We start from the raw sequence: 20357 nt of genomic DNA, 5'->3' as shown, positions 1-20357 counted from the left end.
CACGTACCTTAAGCGTCAGACTGCGCCAACAGCGTGTTCGCCCGCTTCGTCGGAATGGATGGGTTGGCCGGTGAGCATCTTGAGCTTGCCCTTGATCGACATGTCCGCAACCCAGACTTCCGAATCCTGAATGTCGAAGCGTAGCATCAGGACGCTGGAGTCATCCTTGCCGTTGGGGAACCAGCTTTCCACGATCCGGTTCCAATGCTCTTCGCGCTTCGAACGGTCCATCTCTTCAGTGAGGTTGCCCGAGATGCATGCGAAGACATCGTGGCCCTTCGTGGCGACCTGACCCATCGCACGGCCGCCGTTGGCGATCCGATTGTCGCGCTTGCAGAAAAACCAGATCGCGTGATGCGCGTCCTTGTCGAGCTGCGCGGTCATCGGTTCCGAATGGCCGGTGTCGTTATCGAGCTTCATCATGATGAAGGGGCTGTCTTCGAAGGCCTTCCAAAAAGTCTCGCGTGTATCGGTGTCCATGAATTTCTCTCCTTTCAATCGCATTGCTTAGTTTTCCAACGTCTCGAACCCAGGGTCGTTCCATGCCCCTTAGCCCATACGTCGAGCTAACCGGTCCGTTCGGCGGCGAGCCGCAAGTCCTGGACCAATTGATCGTAGGCGCGATCGGCGGCCTCGCGATCCGGCAAGCGCAGCACGTAGGAAGGATGCCAGGATACGGTTCCGCTCCCATGCTGCAGGGGCAGGGCGGTCTCGCGCATTTTTCCCACCGCGCCCGTTTTGCCCGTGATGCCGCGCACTGCGGTTGCGCCGAGCATCACCGTCGAACGCGGGCGGATCAGCGAGGCTTCCTGATCCAGCCACCAGCGACACATGTCGATTTCGGCCGCGTCGGGCTTCTGATGCAACCTTCGCTTGCCGCGCATGACGTATTTGAAGTGCTTGACCGCGTTGGTCAGGTAGACCTCGCGGCGATCGATTCCGGCTTCGCTCAGCGCCCGGTCGAGCACTTGCCCCGCCGGGCCGATAAAGGGGCGCCCGCCGCGGTCTTCTTCGTCGCCGGGCTGTTCGCCGACAATCATCATCGCCGCATCGCCGGGCCCTTCCCCGAAAACGCACCCGCTGGTGCCTTTCCACAAGGGACAGCGCCGGCAGCCCTGCGCTTCCTCGGCGAGCGCTTCGAGTGTCCGCGCACGGTTCCCGCTCGGAATGACTTGCTCGACCATGCTGCTTTCCCGCGCCTGCGCGGAGGCAACGAGCGGGGCGATCAAGTCCGCTTCCGGAAGGTTCTTCCAATACTTGCGTGGCATTTCCTTCAACATGGCTTTGATCTTGAGCCGCGCGGGATTGAAGATGGCCCCATAATAGGTCTTCCACGCCTGCTCGAAGGCATCGTCGGCCGGGGCATCGGGCCGTTCGGCGCCCGGGCTTTCGGTCAGCGCTTCCCCATCCCAATGAATGCACAGTTCGGGCGTCAGGATCGACCATTGCATCTGCGCAAAACGCCGCACGAAGAACCCGGACGTCGCCCGCACGATATGATGATCGGGCTCGAACCAGGCGACGAAGCGCTGCGAGCCATCCCCGTTATCCAATTCGCGGAAACGCACGAAGGCATGCATCTTATGGATGTCGCGGCGCACCGCTTTTGCCAGCAAGTCGATCCGGCGAAGCAAGGGATCGGCGCGATCCGACATCAAGTCGGGATAGCGCGATACCTTGACCAGCAGCCGATTAAGCAGCGCAAACCGCTCTGGATCCGAATGGAGGATCGCACTTTGCGCCAATGGCAGAAAGGATCGTGGCACGCGGGGCGGCACGCGGGGCTGCGGCGGCAGCTCGTTCTCGATGGCAAACAGGTCGTCCGCTTTCCCGCCGACAGTCCAGATTATCGCGTCTGGATCGATGCCGGCGGCAAGCAGGCGACGCGCGGCATCGCGCCAGCCATCCCAGTCATCCTCTCCCAAGAGGCGAACGGCGCGCGTCGGACCTGCCGAATGCGCCGCTGCCTGGGATGCGGGGTCAGTCGCGATCGTCACCCGGCTTGTCTTCTTTGGCCATCTCGAGTTCCTGCGGCTTGCGGTCCTCGAACACGTCGGCGATCTTGTTTTCCGTGTCGCCGCTCAGCTTCTTGGCTGCTTCGGGGAACATTTCTTCTTCTTCTTCATCGATATGATGGAGATAGCGATGGCGCATTTCCTTGAACTTGGTGAGCCAGGCGCTCGAGCTCAGATCGATGTCCATCAGTTCGCCCAGGAAATCGTCGATCTCCTTGTGCTCGGAAACCGAGTGACGCGCTTCGTCGCGCAGTTCGGGGTCCGCAAGCATCGTCGAATAGAGCGATTCCTCTTCGGCTGCGGCATGCGCCTGCAATTCTTCTCGCAAGTCCTTGAACAGCGATTTGCGCTCGTCGCTCGCGCCTTGCGTTTCGCCAATCTTCTCCAGCATCTCGCGATGACGGTCGTGATCCGCTTTCAGGTCTGCAAAAATCCGTGCTTCTGCCATGTCGATATCTCCTTGGTTGACACCGAAACCGCCCAAGTCAGGCGTGGTTCCGCGTTCGCCCCAAGGTTCACGCGGCGAACAACTCGAGTTGCTCGGAGCGGGGTGCCAAGCGGCCGCGAAGATCGGCAAGATCGGTCAGCAAGGTCGGTCGCCAATCCGCTGCGACGATGAAGGGGCGCACTTTGGCGATCGACTGCGTCAGTCGACCCACATCGTCGAGCCGCAGGCGGCGATAACGGCGCGTTTGCAGGATCGTCTTGACCGCTTTCGTGCCGAGCCCCGGCACGCGGAGCAGGCGCTCGCGTTCCGCCCGATTCACATCCACGGGAAAGGATTCGCGGAATTTCAATGCCCACGCCAGCTTGGGATCGATATCGAGCGGAAGCATGCCGTTCTCCCCGGCATCGTTGATTTCGTGCGGATCGAAGCCGTAGAAGCGGATCAACCAGTCGGACTGATAAAGCCGATGTTCGCGCATCAGCGGCGGTCGCTTGAGCGGGAGCACCGCGCTGGCGTCGGGAATTGGGGAAAAGGCCGAATAGTAGACGCGTCGCATGCCATACTGGTGATAAAGCCCGGCGGCGCGATCGATGATCTGGCTGTCGGTTGCGGCATCGGCACCGACGATCATCTGCGTCGACTGTCCGGCAGGGGCATATTTGGGGGCCGAGCGGAATCGCCGAGACGCATCCTTTGCCGCAGTAATCGAGTCTTTCATCCCCGCCATTGCGCCGGTTATGCGCGTCTCGGATTTGTCCGGCGCCAGCCTTGCCAGCGCGTGGCTGGTCGGAAGCTCGATATTGATCGAGACGCGGTCCGCCCACATTCCCGCCTGCGCGATGAGTTCCGGATCGGCATCGGGTATGGTCTTGAGGTGGATATAGCCCTTGAACTCATGGTCTTCGCGCAGCTGTCGCGCGACTTCGACCAGTTCGCTCATCGTATGGTCGGGGCTGCGGATGATCCCGGAGGAGAGGAACAGTCCCTCGATATAATTGCGGCGATAAAACCCGATCGTGAGGTCGACCACTTCCTTCACCGTGAAAGCGGCACGCCGGACGTTCGAACTCTTGCGATTGATGCAGTAGTGACAATCGAACTGACAGTAGTTGGTCAGCAGGATCTTCAGCAACGAAATGCAGCGCCCATCCGGCGCGTACGCATGGCAAATGCCCATGCCTTCCGTCGATCCCAGGCCGCCCTTGCGACTATCCCGCTTGGCGGTTCCCGACGAGGCGCAGGACGCATCGTACTTAGCCGCATCCGCAAGGATGCCGAGCTTCTCACTAAGGGTCAGACGCGCCATATGTTCTATCTATGTTCGCATCGTGCGGGCGTCCAGTGCACCATGGGGAAACCCGCGGGAGGGTCTTGGGAGATCGAATGGTGGGGAAAGCGTTTCCCGTTCGGGCAGCCATGCGCTTGAGAACCTCACCGTTTCTCAGGCGTTTACGATCCTGAGCCGAAGATCGGCATGCAAGATGAGAAAAGGCAGACATGCGCAAAGCTGGAAAGACGCTGCAATTCATCGACGACGGCACGCCCGGGATCACTCGCCGCAAGACGCGTGGCGGGAAGTGGGCTTACTATTCGGCCGAAGGCGCGCGCATCACCGATCGCGACGAGATCGACCGGCTGAACAAGATCGGCCTCCCGCCGGCTTATGAAAACTGCTGGTTCTGCGCGAACCCCGATGCGCATCTGCTAGCCTACGGTTACGACGCGAAGGGCCGTAAGCAGTATCGCTACCACCCGGATTTCCGCTCGGAACGCGAGGCGTACAAGTTCGAACTGTGCCCTCAGTTCGGCTCCAGCCTGCCCGAATTGCGCAAGCGCGTGGCCGACGACCTGACCGGCCGTGGCCTGACACGCGAGCGCGCCATCGCCTCGATCGTCACGCTGCTCGATACCGGCGCTATCCGCGTGGGCAACGAATGCTACGCCAAGCGCAATCGCAGTTTTGGCGCGACGACTTTACGCACTCGGCACGCCGACATCACCGGAAAGACGCTGAAGCTGCGCTTCAAAGGCAAATCCGGAAAACTGCATGAGATCGATAGTGACGATGCCGCACTGGTGCGTTGTGTGCGGCAGATGCAGGATCTGCCGGGGCAGCACTTGTTCCAGTATCTGGATGACGAGGGCACGCCGACCCCGGTCCACTCGCACGACGTCAACGATTACCTGCACGAGACAATGGGCGACGAATTCACGGCGAAGAACTTCCGCACCTGGGCGGCCAGTGTGATCGCGTTCGGCCGGCTTTGCGAGGATCCGCTGATGACCTTGAAAGCGCTCATGGCCGAAGTGTCGGCGCAACTGGGAAACACCCCCGCGATTGCGCGCAAATCCTATGTCCACCCTTATGTGATCGCCGCAGTGAAAGGTGGCGCCGACGAAAGGCTGATGCTGCCCGAGCGCCTGCCGCGCCGCACGCGCTGGCTCTCGCGAGAAGAGCGCGGTTTGCTGGTGTTCCTGGAAGGAACCGGGGCCAAACTGCCGCTAGCGGCGTGACTCGGCTAGAAGCTCAGGTCTTGACGCCAGGGAGTCGCACGATCGCACTGCGGACGTCGCGTAGCGAGTAGGGCTTGGTGATGACCGGAACGCTCGGAAAACGGTTCGCCGTCGTCGAGCGATCGCCGTAGCCGCTCGCCAAGATGAACGGGGTGCCTTTTTCGGTCAGCAGTTCGGCAATGTCCTCGCTGGTTTCCTTGCCCAGATTGATGTCGAGCATGGCAAAGCTCACTTTGCCCGTGTCTATGATCGAGCGCGCGGACTGAACCGAGCCGACGATCTGGCAATCGCGAAATCCATATTCGCGCAAGAGGTCTTCGGCTTCCATGGCGATGATCACGTTGTCCTCGACGATCAGCGCGATGCCACCGAACAGATCGAGTTCGTGCGCGCGCGTCTCCGCGTCCTGGACGGTGGTGTTCGATGGCGATGGTGTCGGCGAATCGTAGGCAGCGACATGTCGGCCGGGGAGGTGGAACGCGGCGTGGAGGCCCGCTGGCGCATAGCTGACGTCGGCACGACCGCCCAACTCATGCGGGATCGTCCGTTCGATGATCGTCGATCCGAACCCGCGATGGGTGGGCGCCCGAACGGTCGGCCCGTCGCTCTCGTGCCAGTCGATGTCGAGCGCGCCGTCGCTATCGTGACTGATCGTGACGTGGACCTTGCCGCTCGAATCCGACAGCGCGCCGTATTTGCAGGAGTTCGTCATCAGCTCATGCACGACCAGGGCCAGCGTGGTGAAAGCCGTCGGCGCGATCATCGCATCGGGCCCGTTGATCTGCACCCGATCGATGCTCTCGTTGGCGTAAGCTTCGGTTTCGGTGCGAATGAGCTGATAGAGCGAAGACGGCGACCAGTCCGTGCGTGTTACTTGGTCATGCGCGCGTGCCAGCGCGTAGATGCGGCTGCCGATGAGCTCGGCGAACTCGTCGATCGTGCTCGCGCCATCCTTGCTTTGCGAAACGAGCCCCCGGATCAGGTTCAGGATATTGCGGACGCGGTGATTGAGCTCCGCGATCAGGGTATCCTGGCGCTTCGCGGCTTCCTCGCGTTCGTTGTTGGCCGCGTCGGCGAGCCTCAGCACGACTTCGAGCAAAGTGACTCGCAAGGATTCGGCGGTCTGGATTTCCTCAGTTGTCCAAGGCTTCGAATAGCCCCGGCGCTCTTCCTTCCAGATTTCGAAGCTCTTGCGTGGGGTGAGGCGCGCACCGTTGGGACCGAGCTCTACCGACTTTTCCGGATTGCCCGCCCAGGCGACTTCCTGCAGCAGTTCCTTGCGGAACAGGACGATGTAATCTCGTGGCGATCGTGAAACGGGCAGGGCCAGCAGACCGGCGGCCTTGTCGATCCATTCCTTCGCCGGTTCGTGCAGCGCGCCGATGTTGTCCGTGGACCACACCGTGCTCGCACCCGCGGTGTTGAGAAAGCGCGCAAGTTTTTCGAATTGCTCGCGATTGGGCGTCGAGCCTTGCTGGACGAATTGGCCGTCGACCCAGCCGACGATGCCATCGAACGGCACGACGCTGTCGATCGATTCTCCGAATTCGCCGAAGGTATCCAGCAGTTCGCCGCCGCCGGCGACGCGCGCCATGATTTCGTCATGGACGCGCAGCGAGCGCTCGCGGGTTGCGTAGACGTAATCGCTCTCCTTCTGCTCGAGCAGGTAGGAGAAAAACTCCCCGAAAAGCTCGGACGCAGTCCGGACCGAAAACGAAAGTGTCAGCGGCGCATAATGGTGGCAGGCCATCAGCCCCCACAGCTTGCCACGTCGCATGATCGAAACCGACATCGAGGCTTTCACGCCCATATTGCGCAAGTATTCGATGTGGATCGGCGATACCGCGCGAAGCCCGCTCATCGACAGATCGAGCGGCACGCCGTCGGGATTGGTCGCCGGAACGATCGGAACGGTCGGATCGTCGATATCGGTGATGATCCGCAGTATGTTGCGCGCATAGAGCCGGCGCGCCTGCGCCGGGATGTCCGATGCGGGAAAGTGCAACCCGTGAAAGCTGTCCACGCCTCCATTGAGGCTCTCGGCGATGACTTCGCCCGCGCCGCTTTGCTCGAAGCGATAGACCATCACGCGGTCGAACCCGGTCAATCCGCGCAAATGCCGCGCCGCGCTCTTGCACAGTTCCTCGACCGAATCGGTGCTGCGCATCCGGTTGATCATGGGCCGGACGTAACTGACGTAGTCGCGACGGCGGCCCCCCTCGCTTTGCTCGATCTCGAGCACGAAGGATCGACCGGAGGCATGGATGGCAATGTCGAACAAGCGTCCGTCGTCGTGCAGATCGACTTCGAACAGCCGTTCGACCGAATCGCCATCGCTCAAGACTTGCAAGCGTGTGCGAATGTCGTGGATCGCACTGGCGCTGATGAAGCGCGTTACCGGACTGCCGACGATTTCGCCGATGTCGATACCGAGCAAGTCGGGACAATTGGCGGAGACGTGATTGACGATCCAATCACTGGAGCAAGAAATCAGCCATCCAAAACTCTGGATGCGGCCGATGATGTGGATCGGTTCGAGGTCGCACGTCGAAAGATCGACCTGATGGGACATGTCTGCCATTCAGGTCACTGCACGCAAGCTGGCGCGCTGGCTTCGAAAGCACAGCCGAAAACATCGAACGCCGTCAGGGCGGCGCGCGAGGCGCGCTCTTCATCCTGCTCGCTTGCAGCCTTCTGCTTCATCCAACCGACGAGGGACTTCCAGACTTCGAGACCGCTATCGTCTTCCATGTAGCGCGACGGCTGCCCGTGAGCCCGACCCCAGTACCCGTTGCGCCGGATCATGGTCAGGCCAAGCCGAGACCCGCTGACGACATAAGCTATGCCGGGGGCCGAGAGATCATCGTCGAGGGAAACTTCGGGGATGCTCGGAGTCTCGAGGCCGAGATCGCCCAAATCCGCGGCAAGCATGCCGGTGAAATCCGGCGTCGGCATGCGGAGTTCCTGGGTCACGAATTCACGGTACGTGCTGAAAAGCGGCATCAGTCCGATTGCGTGCGCCAGCAGGAAGCGTGCGTAATCGCCCCGATCGTCGAGGTCGAGCGAGCCGAACGACTTGTCTAGCGCCGAATGCGCAGGCCCCGTTGCGATGCGAAGAGCGGGAAGCATTGTCCCAATATCAATCTGATTCACGTCACCCCAGCTTTAGCCCGCGACCCATTTGAATACAAGATCGGTATCCGGCGAACACCCCGCGTCAAAGCACAACGCTGGTACCACCCGATTGGTTCCGGACCCCGTGGATTTACGGAGCGCGCCTTCGTAATGCGGTCACTCGCTTCCCCAAAAGCCGTGGGTTCGCAGCAAGATATTCGGAACAAATCGTCCTGTGACGATTTTTAAGCCGGGTTGCAGGGTTGCTGTAGAGGTAAGCATGAACGAAGGCAGCAATCTTCTGGACACTTTAAGCGAAGGCGATCGCAGCATCATCGACGCATACTTGACGGAATGTGCTTTTCCGGCCGGGACTATTTTCATGGAGCCCGGAGACGTCGTTGAATACTGTTACTTTCCCCAGGGAGCTGCGATCGGATCCTTCTTCGTGTTGCTCGAGGACAGCCAGATCGTCGAAACGACACTGATCGGCCGAGAAGGGGCCGTCGGCGGCGTCGTCAGTCATGGAAACAATCCGGCCTTCGCGCGCGCGATCGTGATGAACAAAGGCCGGTTTTTCCGGATAAGCGTCAACGATCTGGACCGCGCGAAGCAGCAGTCGCCCGCCATTGCCGAACTGTTGGCGCGATATGCCGACTGTCTGATGGCCCAGGTCTTCCAATCGATCGGGTGTAACGCCACGCATTCGATCGAGCAGCGGGCGGCGAAGTGGATTGGTGCGGCGCTGGAGCGCACAGGGCAGAACGACATCTCCATGACCCAGGAACAACTCGCGTCGATGATGGGCATCGGTCGCAGCTACGCCAGCCGGGTGGTGCAGCGCTTCAAGCGTGATGGTCTGCTACGCACGCGTCGCGGCGGCATCGTCGTGATCGACAGTGACGGGCTTGAGGCCCGGGCCTGTAATTGTCATCGCAGAGTGCGCCATCATTTCGACACGGTGCTCGCCGGGGTCTATCCAGACTGAGGCCCTTCGGTCGCCAACTTCAGTCCGCCGTTGATCGATGCACTCTTGAGTTTCTTGCTCTACATAAATGGTCGAGCGAGTCGGATGCGACCAAACTCACGAACGTCCCGGACGGGACAGCGCGGCGCGGCTTTTAGATCTTGAGAGAGCCGGGGGCTTCGAGACGTCTCGCTCAATGCAGCTGCCGGGATCGGTGCTCGAACTCGGAGAAGGTCGTCGGGGCGCCACTGTCGCGTGCCGAATCAATCAGCGCTTGCGCGGTCGCCGTCAGCAAAGCCAGGGACAGCGTGTCCCCCGTGACGGTGCGCTCGTCTTCGCTTCCTGGAAGCAAGACGGTGACCATGTGACCGCCGCAGCCGCGAGAGATCATGTAAGCGGCATCGTCGAGCATCGAAAGAATGGCGCTTTCCAGCGCATCCACGCGGATCAGGCTTTCGAGTACGTCGGGCTGGACCGGCCGGAGGCCATCGACCAGGTGCACCTCGGGCGCCCGGATCAGCAAATCGTTGAACTCACGCAGCCGGTTCGCTTGCTGTTCGATGGTTGTTCCGATGCAAGCGAAGGAGAGGGCCGACAATCGGTCGATCCAATCTGCGCGTTCCATCCCTCGTTGCAATCTGACTGCCATTAAGTGCCTCTTCGCTCGCTGCCTATAACAAATGATAGTCGGGAAACGTTAGCAACCCGACAACAAACCATAAGTTGAAGAACGCAGGGGCGTTGTTGCGATGCGGAATCGGATCATCCCAAGCGGCGATTCAGCGGGAGGAGCGATGGTCCCTCCGTTATCGGACGAGGCGTCCTTCGTCTCTGCCGAGTGCCCCAGCGTTGACGGCGGACGCCTCTGACCGGTCAGAACGCGGCGGCTTCCAGCTCCATCATCGAGGCTTTGCCCGACTTGATCGCGAGGAACGCGGTCGTCGCCTGCGGCAGGATGCGATCGAAGAAGAAGCGCGCGGTGGTGATCTTGGCCTTGTAGAACGCGGCATCCTCCGCGCCTTCCGCCAGTTTGCTCTTGGCCAGGATCGCGGACTTGGCGAAGCAGTAACCCATCGCGACCAGGCCCATCAGGCGCATGTAGTCGGTCGCGGCGGCGGCGGCTTCCTCGGGATCGGCGATGCCCTTCTGCGCGATCGTCGCGGTCGAAAGCTGCAGCGCGCCAAAGGCCTTTTCCAGCCCCTCGATCATCTTGCCGAACGTTTCGTCTTCCTTGTTCGCAGCGATGAAATTGGCGACCGGGTGGAAGAAGCTGCGCAGATAGCGCCCAGTGTGCGCTGGCAGCTTGCGACCGACAAGGTCCAGCGCCTGAATGCCGTTGGTACCTTCGTAGATCATCGCGATCCGGGCGTCGCGCACGTACTGCTCCACCCCGCTTTCGGCGATGTAGCCGTGGCCGCCATAGACCTGCACGCCAAGGCTGGCGCTTTCGAAGGCGAGATCGGTGAACAGGCCTTTGACGATCGGAGTCATCAGCGCGACGAAGTCGGTGGCGCGCTGCTTCACTTCGGGATCGGTCGAATGCTTTTCGGCATCGAGCGCCCGGCTGACCCACGCGCACACCGCGCGGCAGCCCTCATTGTAGGCACGCATCGTCATCAACATGCGCCGCACGTCGGGGTGGACGATGATCGGATCGGCGGGGCCGTCCGGGTTCTTCACGCCCGACAGCGAACGGCCCTGGACACGATCCTTCGCGTACCACACCGCCGACTGATAGGCCGCTTCGCCGACGCCGAGACCCTGCACGCCGACAGAGACGCGCTCGGTGTTCATCATCGTGAACATCGCCTCGAGGCCCTTGTTCGGCTGGCCGACAAGCCACCCCGTCGATTCCTCGAAGTTGAGCTGGCAGGTGGCCGACGCCTTCAGGCCCATCTTGTGCTCGATCGCCTGAACCGCGACGCCATTGGAGGGCCCCGGCGTGCCATCGTCCTTGGGCAGGTACTTAGGCACCAGGAACAGGCTGATGCCCTTCACCCCGGCAGGCGCATCGGGAAGGCGTGCAAGGACGAGGTGAATGATGTTCTCGGTGAGGTCGTGCTCGCCGGCGGAGATGAAGATTTTGGAGCCTGTGACCTTGTAACTGCCGTCATCCTGCGGGACCGCTTTGCTCCGCAGCATGCCGAGGTCGGTGCCGCAATGCGCTTCGGTCAGACACATCGTGCCCGACCACGTGCCTTCGACCATCTTGGGCAGATACTTCTGCTTCAGGTCCTCAGAGGCATAGGCCTCGATCGCCGTGGTGCCACCATGCGTAAGGCCGGGGTAGAGGCTGAACGACAAGTTCGCCGCGCAGATCATTTCCTCGGTCATCTTGTTGACGACCTCGGGCAGGCCCTGGCCGCCCCATTCCGGGTCCGACGCAAGCGCGCACCATCCGCCTTCGCGGAACATCTCGTAGGCTTCCTTGAAGCCTTCGGGCGTGCGCACGACGCCGTTTTCCAGCGTGCAGCCTTCGATGTCGCCCGAGCGGTTCAGCGGCAGCAACACTTCCTGCGAGACTTTCGCCGCTTCTTCGAGAACGGCATCGATGAGGTCGGGGGTGAACTCGGACAAGGCCTCGAGGCCGCCGAATCCGTCGTCGGCATGGAGTTCGTGAATGACGAACTTCATATCGCGTAAGGGGGCTTCATAGACTTGCATGTCGTTCTCTCCTCAGTGCCACACTCCGGCCCCTTTCTTCGTCATTCCCGCGAAGGCGGGAATCCATTCTGCCACGTCGGCACTCGCTGGATCCCCGCGTTCGCGGGGATGACGATGTGGAAGGGATCCTGTCGCGGCCTTTCTTCAGTTCCTCAGCGGCTTGCCGGTATCGAGCATGTGCTCGACCCGGGCCATCGTGCGGGTATCGCGAACCCGTTGCATGAAAGCCTCGCGCTCCAGCTTGAGCAGATCCTGTTCGCTGACGGTGTCCGTCAGATCGGCGTCGCCGCCGCTGAGGACTTTCGCCAGCGAACCGGAGACCACCACATCGTAGTCGGTCGCCATGCCCCGCTTGTGGAAGCCCTCGGCCGCCATCTTGAGCGCAACGTGCCCGCTTTCGCCCGGCAATTGGAATTCGGGCGGGGAGGGCGGTTGGTAGCCCTCGACAAGCGACAGCGCCTTCTGCTTGGCATCGTGCAGCAGTCGGTCGCGGTTCATGGTGATGCCGTCGTCGGGGCGCAGGAACATCATTTCCTTGGCCTGCGCCGCCGATTTCGAGACACTCGCAGTCGAGACCATCTCGAACACCTTGGCGACCGCGGGCATCGGGCCTTGCGGCATGCCCTTCGCGTGGCGGGCACGGTCGATCATCTCGCCATTGCCGCCCCATCCGGGGATCAGGCCGACACCGCATTCGACAAGCCCGGTGTAAAGCTCCGCATGGGCCTGGATCGCGTCGCAATGCAGAAGGATCTCGCAGCCGCCGCCCACGGCGAGGCCGGCGGGCGCGCCAACCACGGGGAAGGGGGCGTACTTGAGGCCCTTGTAGGCCATCTGCCCGCCCATCACGAGCTTCTCGATCTCCCCCCAGGCGGCGATGTTTACGCCGAACATGGCAAGGCCGAGGTTCGCACCGGCGGAGAAGCTGTCGGCATCGTTGTAGACGACCAGCGCCTTGAACTTCTCCTTCACCAGCGGCAGCGCGTCGATGATCAGCTTCATCACTTCGCCATCGAGCGCATTCATCTTGCCGGTGAATTCGAGGCAGACGACGCCGTCGCCCACGTCCCACAGCGCGGCGGACGCGTTCTTGCGCAGGGGCTTTGCGGTGAGCTTGATGTCGGCGAGGCGCAGCACGCCTTGGGGGCGCACGATGTCGTGATAATCGCCGTCAGTGCCGAGATACTGGCGCTTGCCGTTCTCGACGCGGTAGAAGCTGCGATCGCCCGCGGTGCGCAGGATTTCCGGGACCGGCTTGCCTTCGCTTTCGAGCTTTTCCGCCAGCCAGGCAGCGCCCAGCTTGTCGATCATCTCGAAGGGGCCAGCCTTCCAGTTGTAGCCGAGCTTCATCGCATCGTCGATCGCGACGACGGTCTCGGCGGCGGCCGGAAGCAGGCTCGCGGCATAGGCCAGCGTGCCGCCCAGCACGGCCCAGGCATAGTCTCCGACCTTGCCCTTGTAACTCACCAGCGCTCGCAAGTCACCGCGAGCAGCCGGGCCGGAAGGCACGTTGCGCGGCTTGATCTTCTCGCGATAGTGGCCCGAATCGAGGTCGATCGATTCCTTGCGTCGGCCCATGTCCTTGTTGAGTCGGTAGAACCCGCCCTTGCCCTTGCGGCCAGTGTTGCCTTCGGAGATCATCGTCTCGATCAGCGGAATGTCGCGCGCGATCGCGTGATAGGGATCGTCCTTGGCGAGCGTCGAGGTGAGGCTCTGCTTGAGGTGCGGCATCAGGTCGATGCCGACCAGATCGACCAGCCCGAAGATGCCGGTCTTGGGCACGCCCATCGGCTTGCCGGCGATGGCGTCGGCTTCCTCGACGGTCAGGCCCTGATCCATCGCGGCATTGATGCCGAGCTGAATCCAGTAGGTGCCGATGCGGTTGGCGATGAAGCCGGGCGTGTCCTTGGCGCGGACCACGGTCTTGCCCATCGCGATATCGGCGAAGCGTTCGACCTTGTCCGCCAGCGCGGCGTCGGTGTCCGGGCTGGTGACGATCTCGAGCAGGCGCATGTAACGCGGCGGATTGAAGAAGTGCGTGATCAGAAAATCGCGCTTGAACGCGTCCGAGCGTCCTTCGACGAGGTTCGCCAGCGGAATCGTCGAAGTGTTCGAGGATATCGCGCAGCCGTCGCGCTTCACCTTCTCGAGCTTTTCATAAAGGCCCTGCTTGATGTCGAGGCGTTCGATGATCGCTTCGACCACCCAATCGCATTCGGCGACCTTGTCGAGGTGATCCTCGATATTGCCCGTCTCAACGAGCTTGGCCGCACGCTTCGACATGAACGGCGCTGGCTCGGTCTTGAGCATTTTCGCCACGGCGCCTTCGGCGATGGCGTTCCGGTTATCGCCGTCCTTGGGGACGATATCGAGCAGCAGCACCGGCACGCCGGCGTTGGCGACTTGCGCGGCGATCCCGGCACCCATCGTGCCGGCACCGATCACGCAGACTTTCTTGATGGCAAGATCGCTCATTCCGCGGCCTCCAGAACCGTGGCAATGCCCTGACCGCCGCCGATGCATTGAGTGGCCAGCGCGTACTTGCCGCCTTCGCGCTTGAGCAGCGAGGCCGCCTTGCCGACGATCCGCGCGCCGGTCGCACCCAGCGGGTGACCGAGCGCGATCGCGCCGCCGTCGATGTTGGTCTTCGCGGTATCGAGGCCGAGGTCGCGCATGCAGGCGATGGCCTGGCTGGCGAAGGCCTCGTTGAGTTCGACCACCGAAAGATCGTTCGCGGCAATGCCGGCTCGTTCCATCGCCTTGCGGCTCGACGCGATCGGGCCGAGGCCCATCGTCGCGGGATCGCAGCCCGAGATGGCGACCGACTTGATCCGGGCCAGGATCGGCAGGCCCTTGGCCTTGGCGTAGCGTTCCGTAACGACAAGGACGGCACTGGCGCCGTCAGTGAGGGGAGAGGAGGTTCCGGCAGTCACAGAGCCGTCCTTGTCGAACGCGGGTTTGAGCGCGGCGAGGTCCGCCTCGCTCGTGCCCGCGCGGATCGTACCGTCTTGATCCACCATGCCAGCCGCAGTCTGGATCGGTACGATCTCGTCGGAAAATTTGCCTGCATCGCGCGCCGCGGCGGCGCGCTTGTGGCTTTCGACCGCCAGCGATTCCTGATCGCCGCGCGGGATCTGATACTTGGTGGCGACGTTTTCGGCGGTCTCGCCCATCGACATGTAGACGCCGCTCGACTTCGCTAGCGCGGGATTGGGCATCGGATTGAAACCCATCATCGGCACCCGGCTCATCGATTCGACGCCAGCGCAGATAAAGGCTTCGCCCGAACCGATCGCGATTTGCCCCATCGCGTAATGGATAGCACTCATCGACGAACCGCAGAAGCGGTTGACCGTCATCCCACCAACCGAAAGCGGCAAGTCGGACAAGAGGCCGATCAAACGCGCCACGTTGAGACCCTGCTCGCCTTCGGGAAAGGCGCACCCGACGATCAGGTCTTCAATGTCCGCCGCGTCGACGCCCGTGCGTTCGATCAACCCGCGAATGACTTGCGCGGCCAGATCGTCAGGACGGACCTTGGCCAACGCGCCCTTGTTGGCGGGATGAAACGGGGAACGGGCGAACCCGGCGATGACAACGCTGTCCATGCAAATCTCTCCAAGCGCGTTTTACGGCACGGTGACTCCCGGCCGTTAAATTTCTTCCCTTAAGGTGCTATTCTTTCCCTATACGTCAAGCAAATTTTGCGCTAGACCCCGATTCATCGTGGGGCACGTGACGCCGCTCGCCGTGAAGCGATCGGGGCACATGCCCAACCGGAGAGATGGGAAAGGATAAGCATGCGAGTGTTCAACACGGCGTGGGCGGTATTGGTTGCCGCGTCGCTGGCGGTTCCTTCGGCTATGGCCGCGGACGCCGGCTCGGTCATCGGCAAATGGCGTACGCCAACGCGCAATGGCGTGGTCGAAATCAGCCGGTGCGGCAGCTCGATCTGCGGACGGCTCGTCGATTCCGATACGCTGCGCAAGAACCCCAATGCGCTCGACAGCCAGAACAAGGACGAAAGCAAGCGCAGCCGGCGGATGAAGGGGCTGCAGCTGCTTGGCGGGTTCCGTCAGGATGGTGCGAAATGGACCGATGGCGCGGTTTACAATCCCGAAGATGGCGGAACCTACAAAGGCACCGTCACTCCGGTCGACGCCGACACCCTCAAGCTGAAGGGCTGCATCGTATGGCCCTTGTGCAAGACGCAGACGTGGAAGCGCGTACGCTAATTGACGGATCAGAAACCTTTAGTGACCTCAAATATATAAAATAACACAGCGGAGAGAACAGAAATGACGAACTTGAAGGGTCGTATCCTTGCCGGTGGCGCCGTGATCGCAGCCGGATCGGCATTCGCCGGTGTGGCGCATGCGCAGGCCTTTTATCTGCAGGAGCAATCGGTCCGCGCACAGGGCCGTGCGTTCTCGGGCGAGGCGGCCGACACCGGGATCGATTCGATCTGGTGGAACCCGGCCTCGATCGGCGGCACGCAGGGCGGTGAAGCGTCGATCCATGCCAGCGCCATCATCCCGCGCGGCAAGGTCGTGGACAAGGGCACGATCATCGTCCGTCCCGGCCAGTCTCCGGCGCCCGTCGGCGGCGATCCGGTCGCGAAGAACCCGATCGACAAGGGTGTCGTCCCGTCGGGCGCGGTGTCCTACGGCTTCGGCAGGATCGCGGTCGGTCTGGCAGTGAGCGCGCCGTTCAACTTCACCACCAATTATGCCGAAGACAGTTGGGTCCGCTACACGGCCGACAAGACGAAGCTGCGCACGTTCGATATTCAGCCTACGGTCGCGGTCATGCTGACGGACCAGATCAGCGTGGGTGGTGGTCTCAACATCCAATACGCAGATGCCACGCTTGGAAACGCGTTGCCCCAGCTCGCGCCGGGCCTGCCCGACGGCAGCCAGACGCTGAAGGGCGATGGTTGGGACCTGGGCTGGTCGGTCGGTGCGCAGTATCGCGGCGGTCCGTTCACTCTGGGCGTCGCCTACAAGTCGGCGATCGAGCACACGCTCAAAGGCTCGGTGACCACTGCCGGTCTGCTCGGCCCGCTCGCGGCGCAGAACCGTGAGATCTTCACCAAGGCGACGTTCAGCACGCCGTGGCAGGCGATCGGCAGCGTGCGCGTGCAAGCGACGCCGCAGCTCGCCCTCAACGCGCAGGCTATCCGCTACGGCTGGAGCGAGTTCGATGCGATCCGCCTCGGCAGCCCGCTCAACACTGCGATCCCTGAAAACTACAAGGATAGCTGGAGCGTCGCCTTCGGCGCGGATTACGACGTCTCGCCGGACTGGACCGTGCGCGGCGGCGTGCAGTGGGGCGGCACGCCCACGCGTGACGGCGAACGCGATGCCCGCGTTCCCGACACCGACCGTTTCAATGTCTCGGCCGGTACCAGTTACCGCCTGAGCGAGGCCTTCACCGTCGATGCGGCAGCGAGCTATATCAGCTTCAAGGATGCTCCGATCGATCGTACCACGGCGGCTTATGCCGGAAGCCCCGCGCAGACGCCGATCCTGGTCAATGGCGAGCTGAACGATGCCTCGGCGTTGGTCTTCTCGCTCGGCGCTCGGGTGAAGTTCTGATGACGGCCGCGGCGCAGATCGAAGCAAAGGCCAGTGCGGCGGGCAAGACGCCCGATCACGACGAGATGCCGCCGATCGCGCCGCGGCTTCTCACCGAACTGTTAGACCATGCCGTCGATCGCCATGGCGATTGGACCGCGATCGACTTCATGGGGCGCAAGTGGACTTACGCCGAACTGGGCGAGATGACGCGAAAGGCAGCGCGCGGGCTGCAGGATCTCGGCGTCCGCCCCGGTATGCGCGTCGGCCTGTGCCTGCCGAACACACCGTACTACGTCGCCTGCTACTTCGCGGTGCTGCGGATCGGCGGTGTCGTGGTGAATCTCAACCCGCTCTATACCGAGCGCGAGCTCGAACACCTGGTCAAGGATTCGGGCGCCAGCGTCATTATCGCCACGGACCTGGCGATGTCGCTGCCCAAACTCGAACCGCTGGTGGGGCGCACTTCGCTGACCCGCGTCGTAGTCTGTCCGATTGCCGACGTACTCCCGAGCTGGAAGGGCAGGGCCTATCGTCTGTTCAAGCGCAAGGAGATCGCGCGCGAACCGCATGATCTGCGCTTCGTGCGCTTCGCGGACCTCGTCGCGCGCGATTCCGATCCCGATCCGGTGGAAATGTCGCCTAACGATCTGGCGGTGTTGCAATATACCGGCGGCACCACGGGTCGCCCAAAGGGAGCGATGCTCAGCCACGCCAACCTCACGGCCAATTCCGCGCAGATGATCGCACATGTCGGTCGCATGCCCGAAACGCAGGAGCGCACGCTGGGTGTGTTGCCGATGTTCCACGTCTTCGCGCTGACGACCGTGCTCAACTATTCGGTCGATACCGCCGCCGAAATGATTCTACTGCCGCGCTTCGAAATGAAGTCGTTTCTCGACACGGCCAAGCGCACCAGGCCGACCCAGTTCTTCGGCGTTCCCACGCTTTATACGGCGCTCAACGGCGTCGACATGCATGGCGCGATGGGCGAAGTGCGGGTGTGCATTTCCGGCGGCGCCCCGCTGCCGCTGGAAACGAGGCAGACATTCGAGAAGCGCACGGGCGTGCGCGTGGTCGAGGGCTACGGACTGACCGAGGCCAGCCCGATCATCGCCTGCAATCCCCTTGAGGGTCTGGTGAAGGACAACTCGTGCGGCCCGGCGTTTCCGGGCACCGCGCTGGAAATCCGGGATCCGGAGAACATCTCCAAGCTGATGAAGACCGGCGAGCGCGGCGAAGTGTGCGCCCGCGGGCCGCAGGTGATGCAGGGCTACTGGGATCGACCGGACGCCACCGAGCGCACTTTCGTCTACGGCGCCGTGCGCACCGGGGACATCGGCTATCTCGACGAGGACGGCTATCTGTTCCTCGTCGATCGCATCAAGGACCTCATCCTGTGCAGCGGCTACAACGTGTATCCGCGGGTCATCGAAGATGCGATTTACGAGCATTCCGCTGTAGCGGAGGCGGTTGTCATCGGCGTCCCTGACGAATACCGGGGGCAATCGCCCAAGGCCTTCGTCGCCCTGCGCGAAGGCGCAACGCTCACTGAAGGGGAATTGATGGCACATCTGCAGGAACGCATCAGCAAGATCGAAATGCCGTCCGCTATCGAATTTCGCGACAGCCTTCCCAAGACCCTCGTCGGCAAGCTCTCCAAGAAGGAACTTGTGGCCGAAGAACAGGCTCGGCGCGAAGCCAAGAGTTCATGAGCCAAACCGACGGCGCGGATGATCTAGGCGATGAGTTTATCGGCATACACGAGGCGGCGAAGCGCCTCGGCGTGACCATGCGCACGCTGCGCTTCTACGAAGACAAAGGGCTGATCTCACCGCGTCGGGCGGGGACGACCCGGATCTATTCCCGTCGCGAAATGGGTCGGATGCGGCTCATTCTGCGCGGCAAGGCTTTGGGCTTCGCCATCCGCGACATCGGCGAATTTCTCGACCTCTACGAAGTCGATCCCGAACACAACGAACAGGCGCGCCGGCTGATCGAGCGAGTCAGCGAACGGGTCGCCGATTTGCGCAATCAGCGCAAGGCGATCGACCAGACGATCGCCGAGCTGCGCGCGATCGAGCAACAGGCGCACGAGTGGCTCGCCGAACACGCCAGACGTGGGGCGGATCAAGGGGCGCAAACATGATGAATGATGCGGCAGCCGCTTCGGCCGAAATAGCCGATGTCCTGCGAATCGAAGAACTCGATACCGATCTGTGCCGCAGTCAGCCTACCCTGGGCGTCAGCGGCCGCGTGTTCGGCGGGCAGGTCATTGCGCAGGCGCTGACCGCTGCTGCCCGATCGGTCGAGAGCGAGAAAGTGGCCCATTCGCTCCATGCCTATTTCCTGCGCGCGGGCGACCCGGCCCGTCCCATTCTCTACCGCGTCGCGCGCGATTTCGATGGCGGAAGCTTCGCCAACCGCCGCGTCGTCGCGATGCAGGGCGGCAAAGCCATCCTCAACCTGACGGCCTCGTTCCACCTGCCGGAAGAGGGATTGTCGCACCAGGCAAGGATGCCCGAGGCAAGCGATCCCGAGACATGCCCGACGATGGAGCAGGTTCTGAGCGGACAAGGCGCTTCCGTGCCGAATTTCCTACGCAGTCGCTTTGCCGCTTTCGATCTTCGCCTCGGCAGCGCCGAGTACGATCGCAATACGGGTACCGCGGTCCAGTCCGGCTGGCTGCGAATTCCCGAAGACTTTGCCGGGGATGCGACCGGGCCGCGCGTGGCTTTGGCCTATGTCAGCGACTTCGGGCTGATTTCCACCGCAATGGTCGCGCATGACCTGTACTTCTTCTCTCCCCAGATTCAGGGCGCCAGTCTCGATCATGTCGTTTGGTTTCACCGCACGCCGCCGATCGGCGAATGGTTGCTCTACACGATGACCAGCCCCTGGTCGGGGAGCGCACGCGGTGTGGCGCACGGCTCCATTTACGACCGCGCCGGGGCCCGGATCGCGAGCGTCGCTCAGGAAGGGCTGATCCGCAACCGGAACCTCAAAGCGACAAGCTAGCCAATGTCAAACCGGACGGAAGCGAGGAAGTTTTCCTGGCC

Annotated in this window: 17 protein-coding genes; 7 read left to right on the top strand and 10 right to left on the bottom strand. The window is 62.3% G+C overall.

All coding sequences use genetic code 11. The features are described 5' to 3' along the window. Nucleotides 1-15: 15 nt before the first annotated feature. The 4 genes from GQO94_RS05720 to GQO94_RS05705 form a co-directional block, all read right to left on the bottom strand. Complete coding sequence (locus GQO94_RS05720; RefSeq protein WP_156840220.1) at nt 16-480, bottom strand: pyridoxamine 5'-phosphate oxidase family protein; 465 nt, start codon at nt 478-480, stop codon at nt 16-18. An 86-nt stretch (nt 481-566) separates the two neighbouring features. Next, nucleotides 567-1991: a UdgX family uracil-DNA binding protein gene (locus GQO94_RS05715; protein WP_156840419.1), complete on the bottom strand. Its 1425-nt coding sequence runs from the start codon at nt 1989-1991 to the stop codon at nt 567-569. Next, nucleotides 1981-2463 (bottom strand): hemerythrin domain-containing protein, encoded by a 483-nt coding sequence (locus tag GQO94_RS05710; protein WP_156840219.1) that lies wholly within the window; start codon nt 2461-2463, stop codon nt 1981-1983. The genes GQO94_RS05715 and GQO94_RS05710 overlap by 11 nt, the downstream gene beginning before the upstream one ends. A 67-nt stretch (nt 2464-2530) precedes the next feature. Next, nucleotides 2531-3769: a putative DNA modification/repair radical SAM protein gene (locus tag GQO94_RS05705; protein WP_156840218.1), complete on the bottom strand. Its 1239-nt coding sequence runs from the start codon at nt 3767-3769 to the stop codon at nt 2531-2533. Nucleotides 3770-3960: 191 nt separating this feature from the next. On the opposite strand from GQO94_RS05705, the gene GQO94_RS05700 reads away from it, so the two are divergent. After that, entirely contained in the window at nt 3961-4977 is a 1017-nt protein-coding gene (locus GQO94_RS05700) for a DNA topoisomerase IB (RefSeq protein WP_156840217.1), read from the top strand. A gap of 13 nt (nt 4978-4990) precedes the next feature. Here GQO94_RS05700 and GQO94_RS05695 read toward each other — a convergent pair whose 3' ends face one another. After that, nucleotides 4991-7558 carry an HWE histidine kinase domain-containing protein gene (locus GQO94_RS05695; RefSeq protein WP_156840216.1) on the bottom strand — a complete coding sequence of 856 codons (2568 nt, stop codon included), beginning with the start codon at nt 7556-7558 and terminating at the stop codon, nt 4991-4993. A 5-nt stretch (nt 7559-7563) separates the two neighbouring features. Continuing rightward, complete coding sequence (locus GQO94_RS05690; RefSeq protein ID WP_156840215.1) at nt 7564-8106, bottom strand: biliverdin-producing heme oxygenase; 543 nt, start codon at nt 8104-8106, stop codon at nt 7564-7566. 265 nt (nt 8107-8371) lie between these two features. On the opposite strand from GQO94_RS05690, the gene GQO94_RS05685 reads away from it, so the two are divergent. After that, nucleotides 8372-9079, top strand: a complete 708-nt coding sequence (locus GQO94_RS05685) for a Crp/Fnr family transcriptional regulator (RefSeq protein ID WP_156840214.1) — start codon at nt 8372-8374, stop codon at nt 9077-9079. 172 nt (nt 9080-9251) lie between these two features. On the opposite strand, the gene GQO94_RS05680 is transcribed toward GQO94_RS05685, so the two are convergent. The 4 genes from GQO94_RS05680 to GQO94_RS05665 all read right to left on the bottom strand — a co-directional run bounded on the left by GQO94_RS05680 (nt 9252) and on the right by GQO94_RS05665 (nt 15330). Then, nucleotides 9252-9683, bottom strand: coding sequence for a hypothetical protein (locus tag GQO94_RS05680; protein ID WP_156840213.1), 432 nt, complete (start codon nt 9681-9683; stop codon nt 9252-9254). A 248-nt stretch (nt 9684-9931) separates the two neighbouring features. Continuing rightward, the gene (locus GQO94_RS05675) at nt 9932-11722 is read right to left on the bottom strand and encodes an acyl-CoA dehydrogenase C-terminal domain-containing protein (protein WP_156840212.1); all 1791 of its coding nucleotides are present in this window, start codon (nt 11720-11722) and stop codon (nt 9932-9934) included. A 144-nt stretch (nt 11723-11866) separates the two neighbouring features. After that, nucleotides 11867-14197 carry a 3-hydroxyacyl-CoA dehydrogenase/enoyl-CoA hydratase family protein gene (locus GQO94_RS05670; protein ID WP_156840211.1) on the bottom strand — a complete coding sequence of 777 codons (2331 nt, stop codon included), beginning with the start codon at nt 14195-14197 and terminating at the stop codon, nt 11867-11869. Continuing rightward, nucleotides 14194-15330: a thiolase family protein gene (locus tag GQO94_RS05665; RefSeq protein WP_156840210.1), complete on the bottom strand. Its 1137-nt coding sequence runs from the start codon at nt 15328-15330 to the stop codon at nt 14194-14196. The genes GQO94_RS05670 and GQO94_RS05665 overlap by 4 nt, the downstream gene beginning before the upstream one ends. A 192-nt stretch (nt 15331-15522) precedes the next feature. Here GQO94_RS05665 and GQO94_RS05660 point away from each other — a divergent pair, with 192 nt between their 5' ends. From GQO94_RS05660 to GQO94_RS05640, 5 genes are all read left to right on the top strand, one after another. After that, entirely contained in the window at nt 15523-15957 is a 435-nt protein-coding gene (locus GQO94_RS05660; protein WP_156840209.1) for a DUF2147 domain-containing protein, read from the top strand. A gap of 63 nt (nt 15958-16020) precedes the next feature. Further along, nucleotides 16021-17319 (top strand): OmpP1/FadL family transporter, encoded by a 1299-nt coding sequence (locus tag GQO94_RS05655; protein ID WP_156840208.1) that lies wholly within the window; start codon nt 16021-16023, stop codon nt 17317-17319. After that, entirely contained in the window at nt 17319-19013 is a 1695-nt protein-coding gene (locus tag GQO94_RS05650) for a long-chain-fatty-acid--CoA ligase (protein WP_408636591.1), read from the top strand. Before GQO94_RS05655 ends, GQO94_RS05650 begins: the two co-directional genes overlap by 1 nt. Further along, nucleotides 19010-19447 (top strand): MerR family transcriptional regulator, encoded by a 438-nt coding sequence (locus GQO94_RS05645; protein WP_156840207.1) that lies wholly within the window; start codon nt 19010-19012, stop codon nt 19445-19447. Before GQO94_RS05650 ends, GQO94_RS05645 begins: the two co-directional genes overlap by 4 nt. Further along, nucleotides 19444-20316 (top strand): acyl-CoA thioesterase, encoded by an 873-nt coding sequence (locus GQO94_RS05640; RefSeq protein WP_332310833.1) that lies wholly within the window; start codon nt 19444-19446, stop codon nt 20314-20316. Before GQO94_RS05645 ends, GQO94_RS05640 begins: the two co-directional genes overlap by 4 nt. Nucleotides 20317-20357: the final 41 nt, after the last annotated feature.

It is taken from the genome of Novosphingobium aquimarinum (genome assembly GCF_009746585.1).
Classification (GTDB): domain Bacteria; phylum Pseudomonadota; class Alphaproteobacteria; order Sphingomonadales; family Sphingomonadaceae; genus Novosphingobium; species Novosphingobium aquimarinum.
This window is presented reverse-complemented; position numbering and strand designations above follow the sequence as displayed.

Bases quoted from the DNA above. Each gene is read 5' to 3' on its own strand.
- GQO94_RS05720 (WP_156840220.1), bottom strand. From the start codon at position 480: ATGGACACCGATACACGCGAGACTTTTTGGAAGGCCTTCGAAGACAGC.
- GQO94_RS05710 (WP_156840219.1), bottom strand. From the start codon at position 2,463: ATGGCAGAAGCACGGATTTTTGCAGACCTGAAAGCGGATCACGACCGT.
- GQO94_RS05705 (WP_156840218.1), bottom strand. From the start codon at position 3,769: ATGGCGCGTCTGACCCTTAGTGAGAAGCTCGGCATCCTTGCGGATGCG.
- GQO94_RS05700 (WP_156840217.1), top strand. From the start codon at position 3,961: ATGCGCAAAGCTGGAAAGACGCTGCAATTCATCGACGACGGCACGCCC.
- GQO94_RS05695 (WP_156840216.1), bottom strand. From the start codon at position 7,558: ATGGCAGACATGTCCCATCAGGTCGATCTTTCGACGTGCGACCTCGAA.
- GQO94_RS05690 (WP_156840215.1), bottom strand. From the start codon at position 8,106: ATGCTTCCCGCTCTTCGCATCGCAACGGGGCCTGCGCATTCGGCGCTA.
- GQO94_RS05685 (WP_156840214.1), top strand. From the start codon at position 8,372: ATGAACGAAGGCAGCAATCTTCTGGACACTTTAAGCGAAGGCGATCGC.
- GQO94_RS05680 (WP_156840213.1), bottom strand. From the start codon at position 9,683: ATGGAACGCGCAGATTGGATCGACCGATTGTCGGCCCTCTCCTTCGCT.
- GQO94_RS05675 (WP_156840212.1), bottom strand. From the start codon at position 11,722: ATGCAAGTCTATGAAGCCCCCTTACGCGATATGAAGTTCGTCATTCAC.
- GQO94_RS05670 (WP_156840211.1), bottom strand. From the start codon at position 14,197: ATGAGCGATCTTGCCATCAAGAAAGTCTGCGTGATCGGTGCCGGCACG.
- GQO94_RS05665 (WP_156840210.1), bottom strand. From the start codon at position 15,330: ATGGACAGCGTTGTCATCGCCGGGTTCGCCCGTTCCCCGTTTCATCCC.
- GQO94_RS05660 (WP_156840209.1), top strand. From the start codon at position 15,523: ATGCGAGTGTTCAACACGGCGTGGGCGGTATTGGTTGCCGCGTCGCTG.
- GQO94_RS05655 (WP_156840208.1), top strand. From the start codon at position 16,021: ATGACGAACTTGAAGGGTCGTATCCTTGCCGGTGGCGCCGTGATCGCA.
- GQO94_RS05650 (WP_408636591.1), top strand. From the start codon at position 17,319: ATGACGGCCGCGGCGCAGATCGAAGCAAAGGCCAGTGCGGCGGGCAAG.
- GQO94_RS05645 (WP_156840207.1), top strand. From the start codon at position 19,010: ATGAGCCAAACCGACGGCGCGGATGATCTAGGCGATGAGTTTATCGGC.
- GQO94_RS05640 (WP_332310833.1), top strand. From the start codon at position 19,444: ATGATGAATGATGCGGCAGCCGCTTCGGCCGAAATAGCCGATGTCCTG.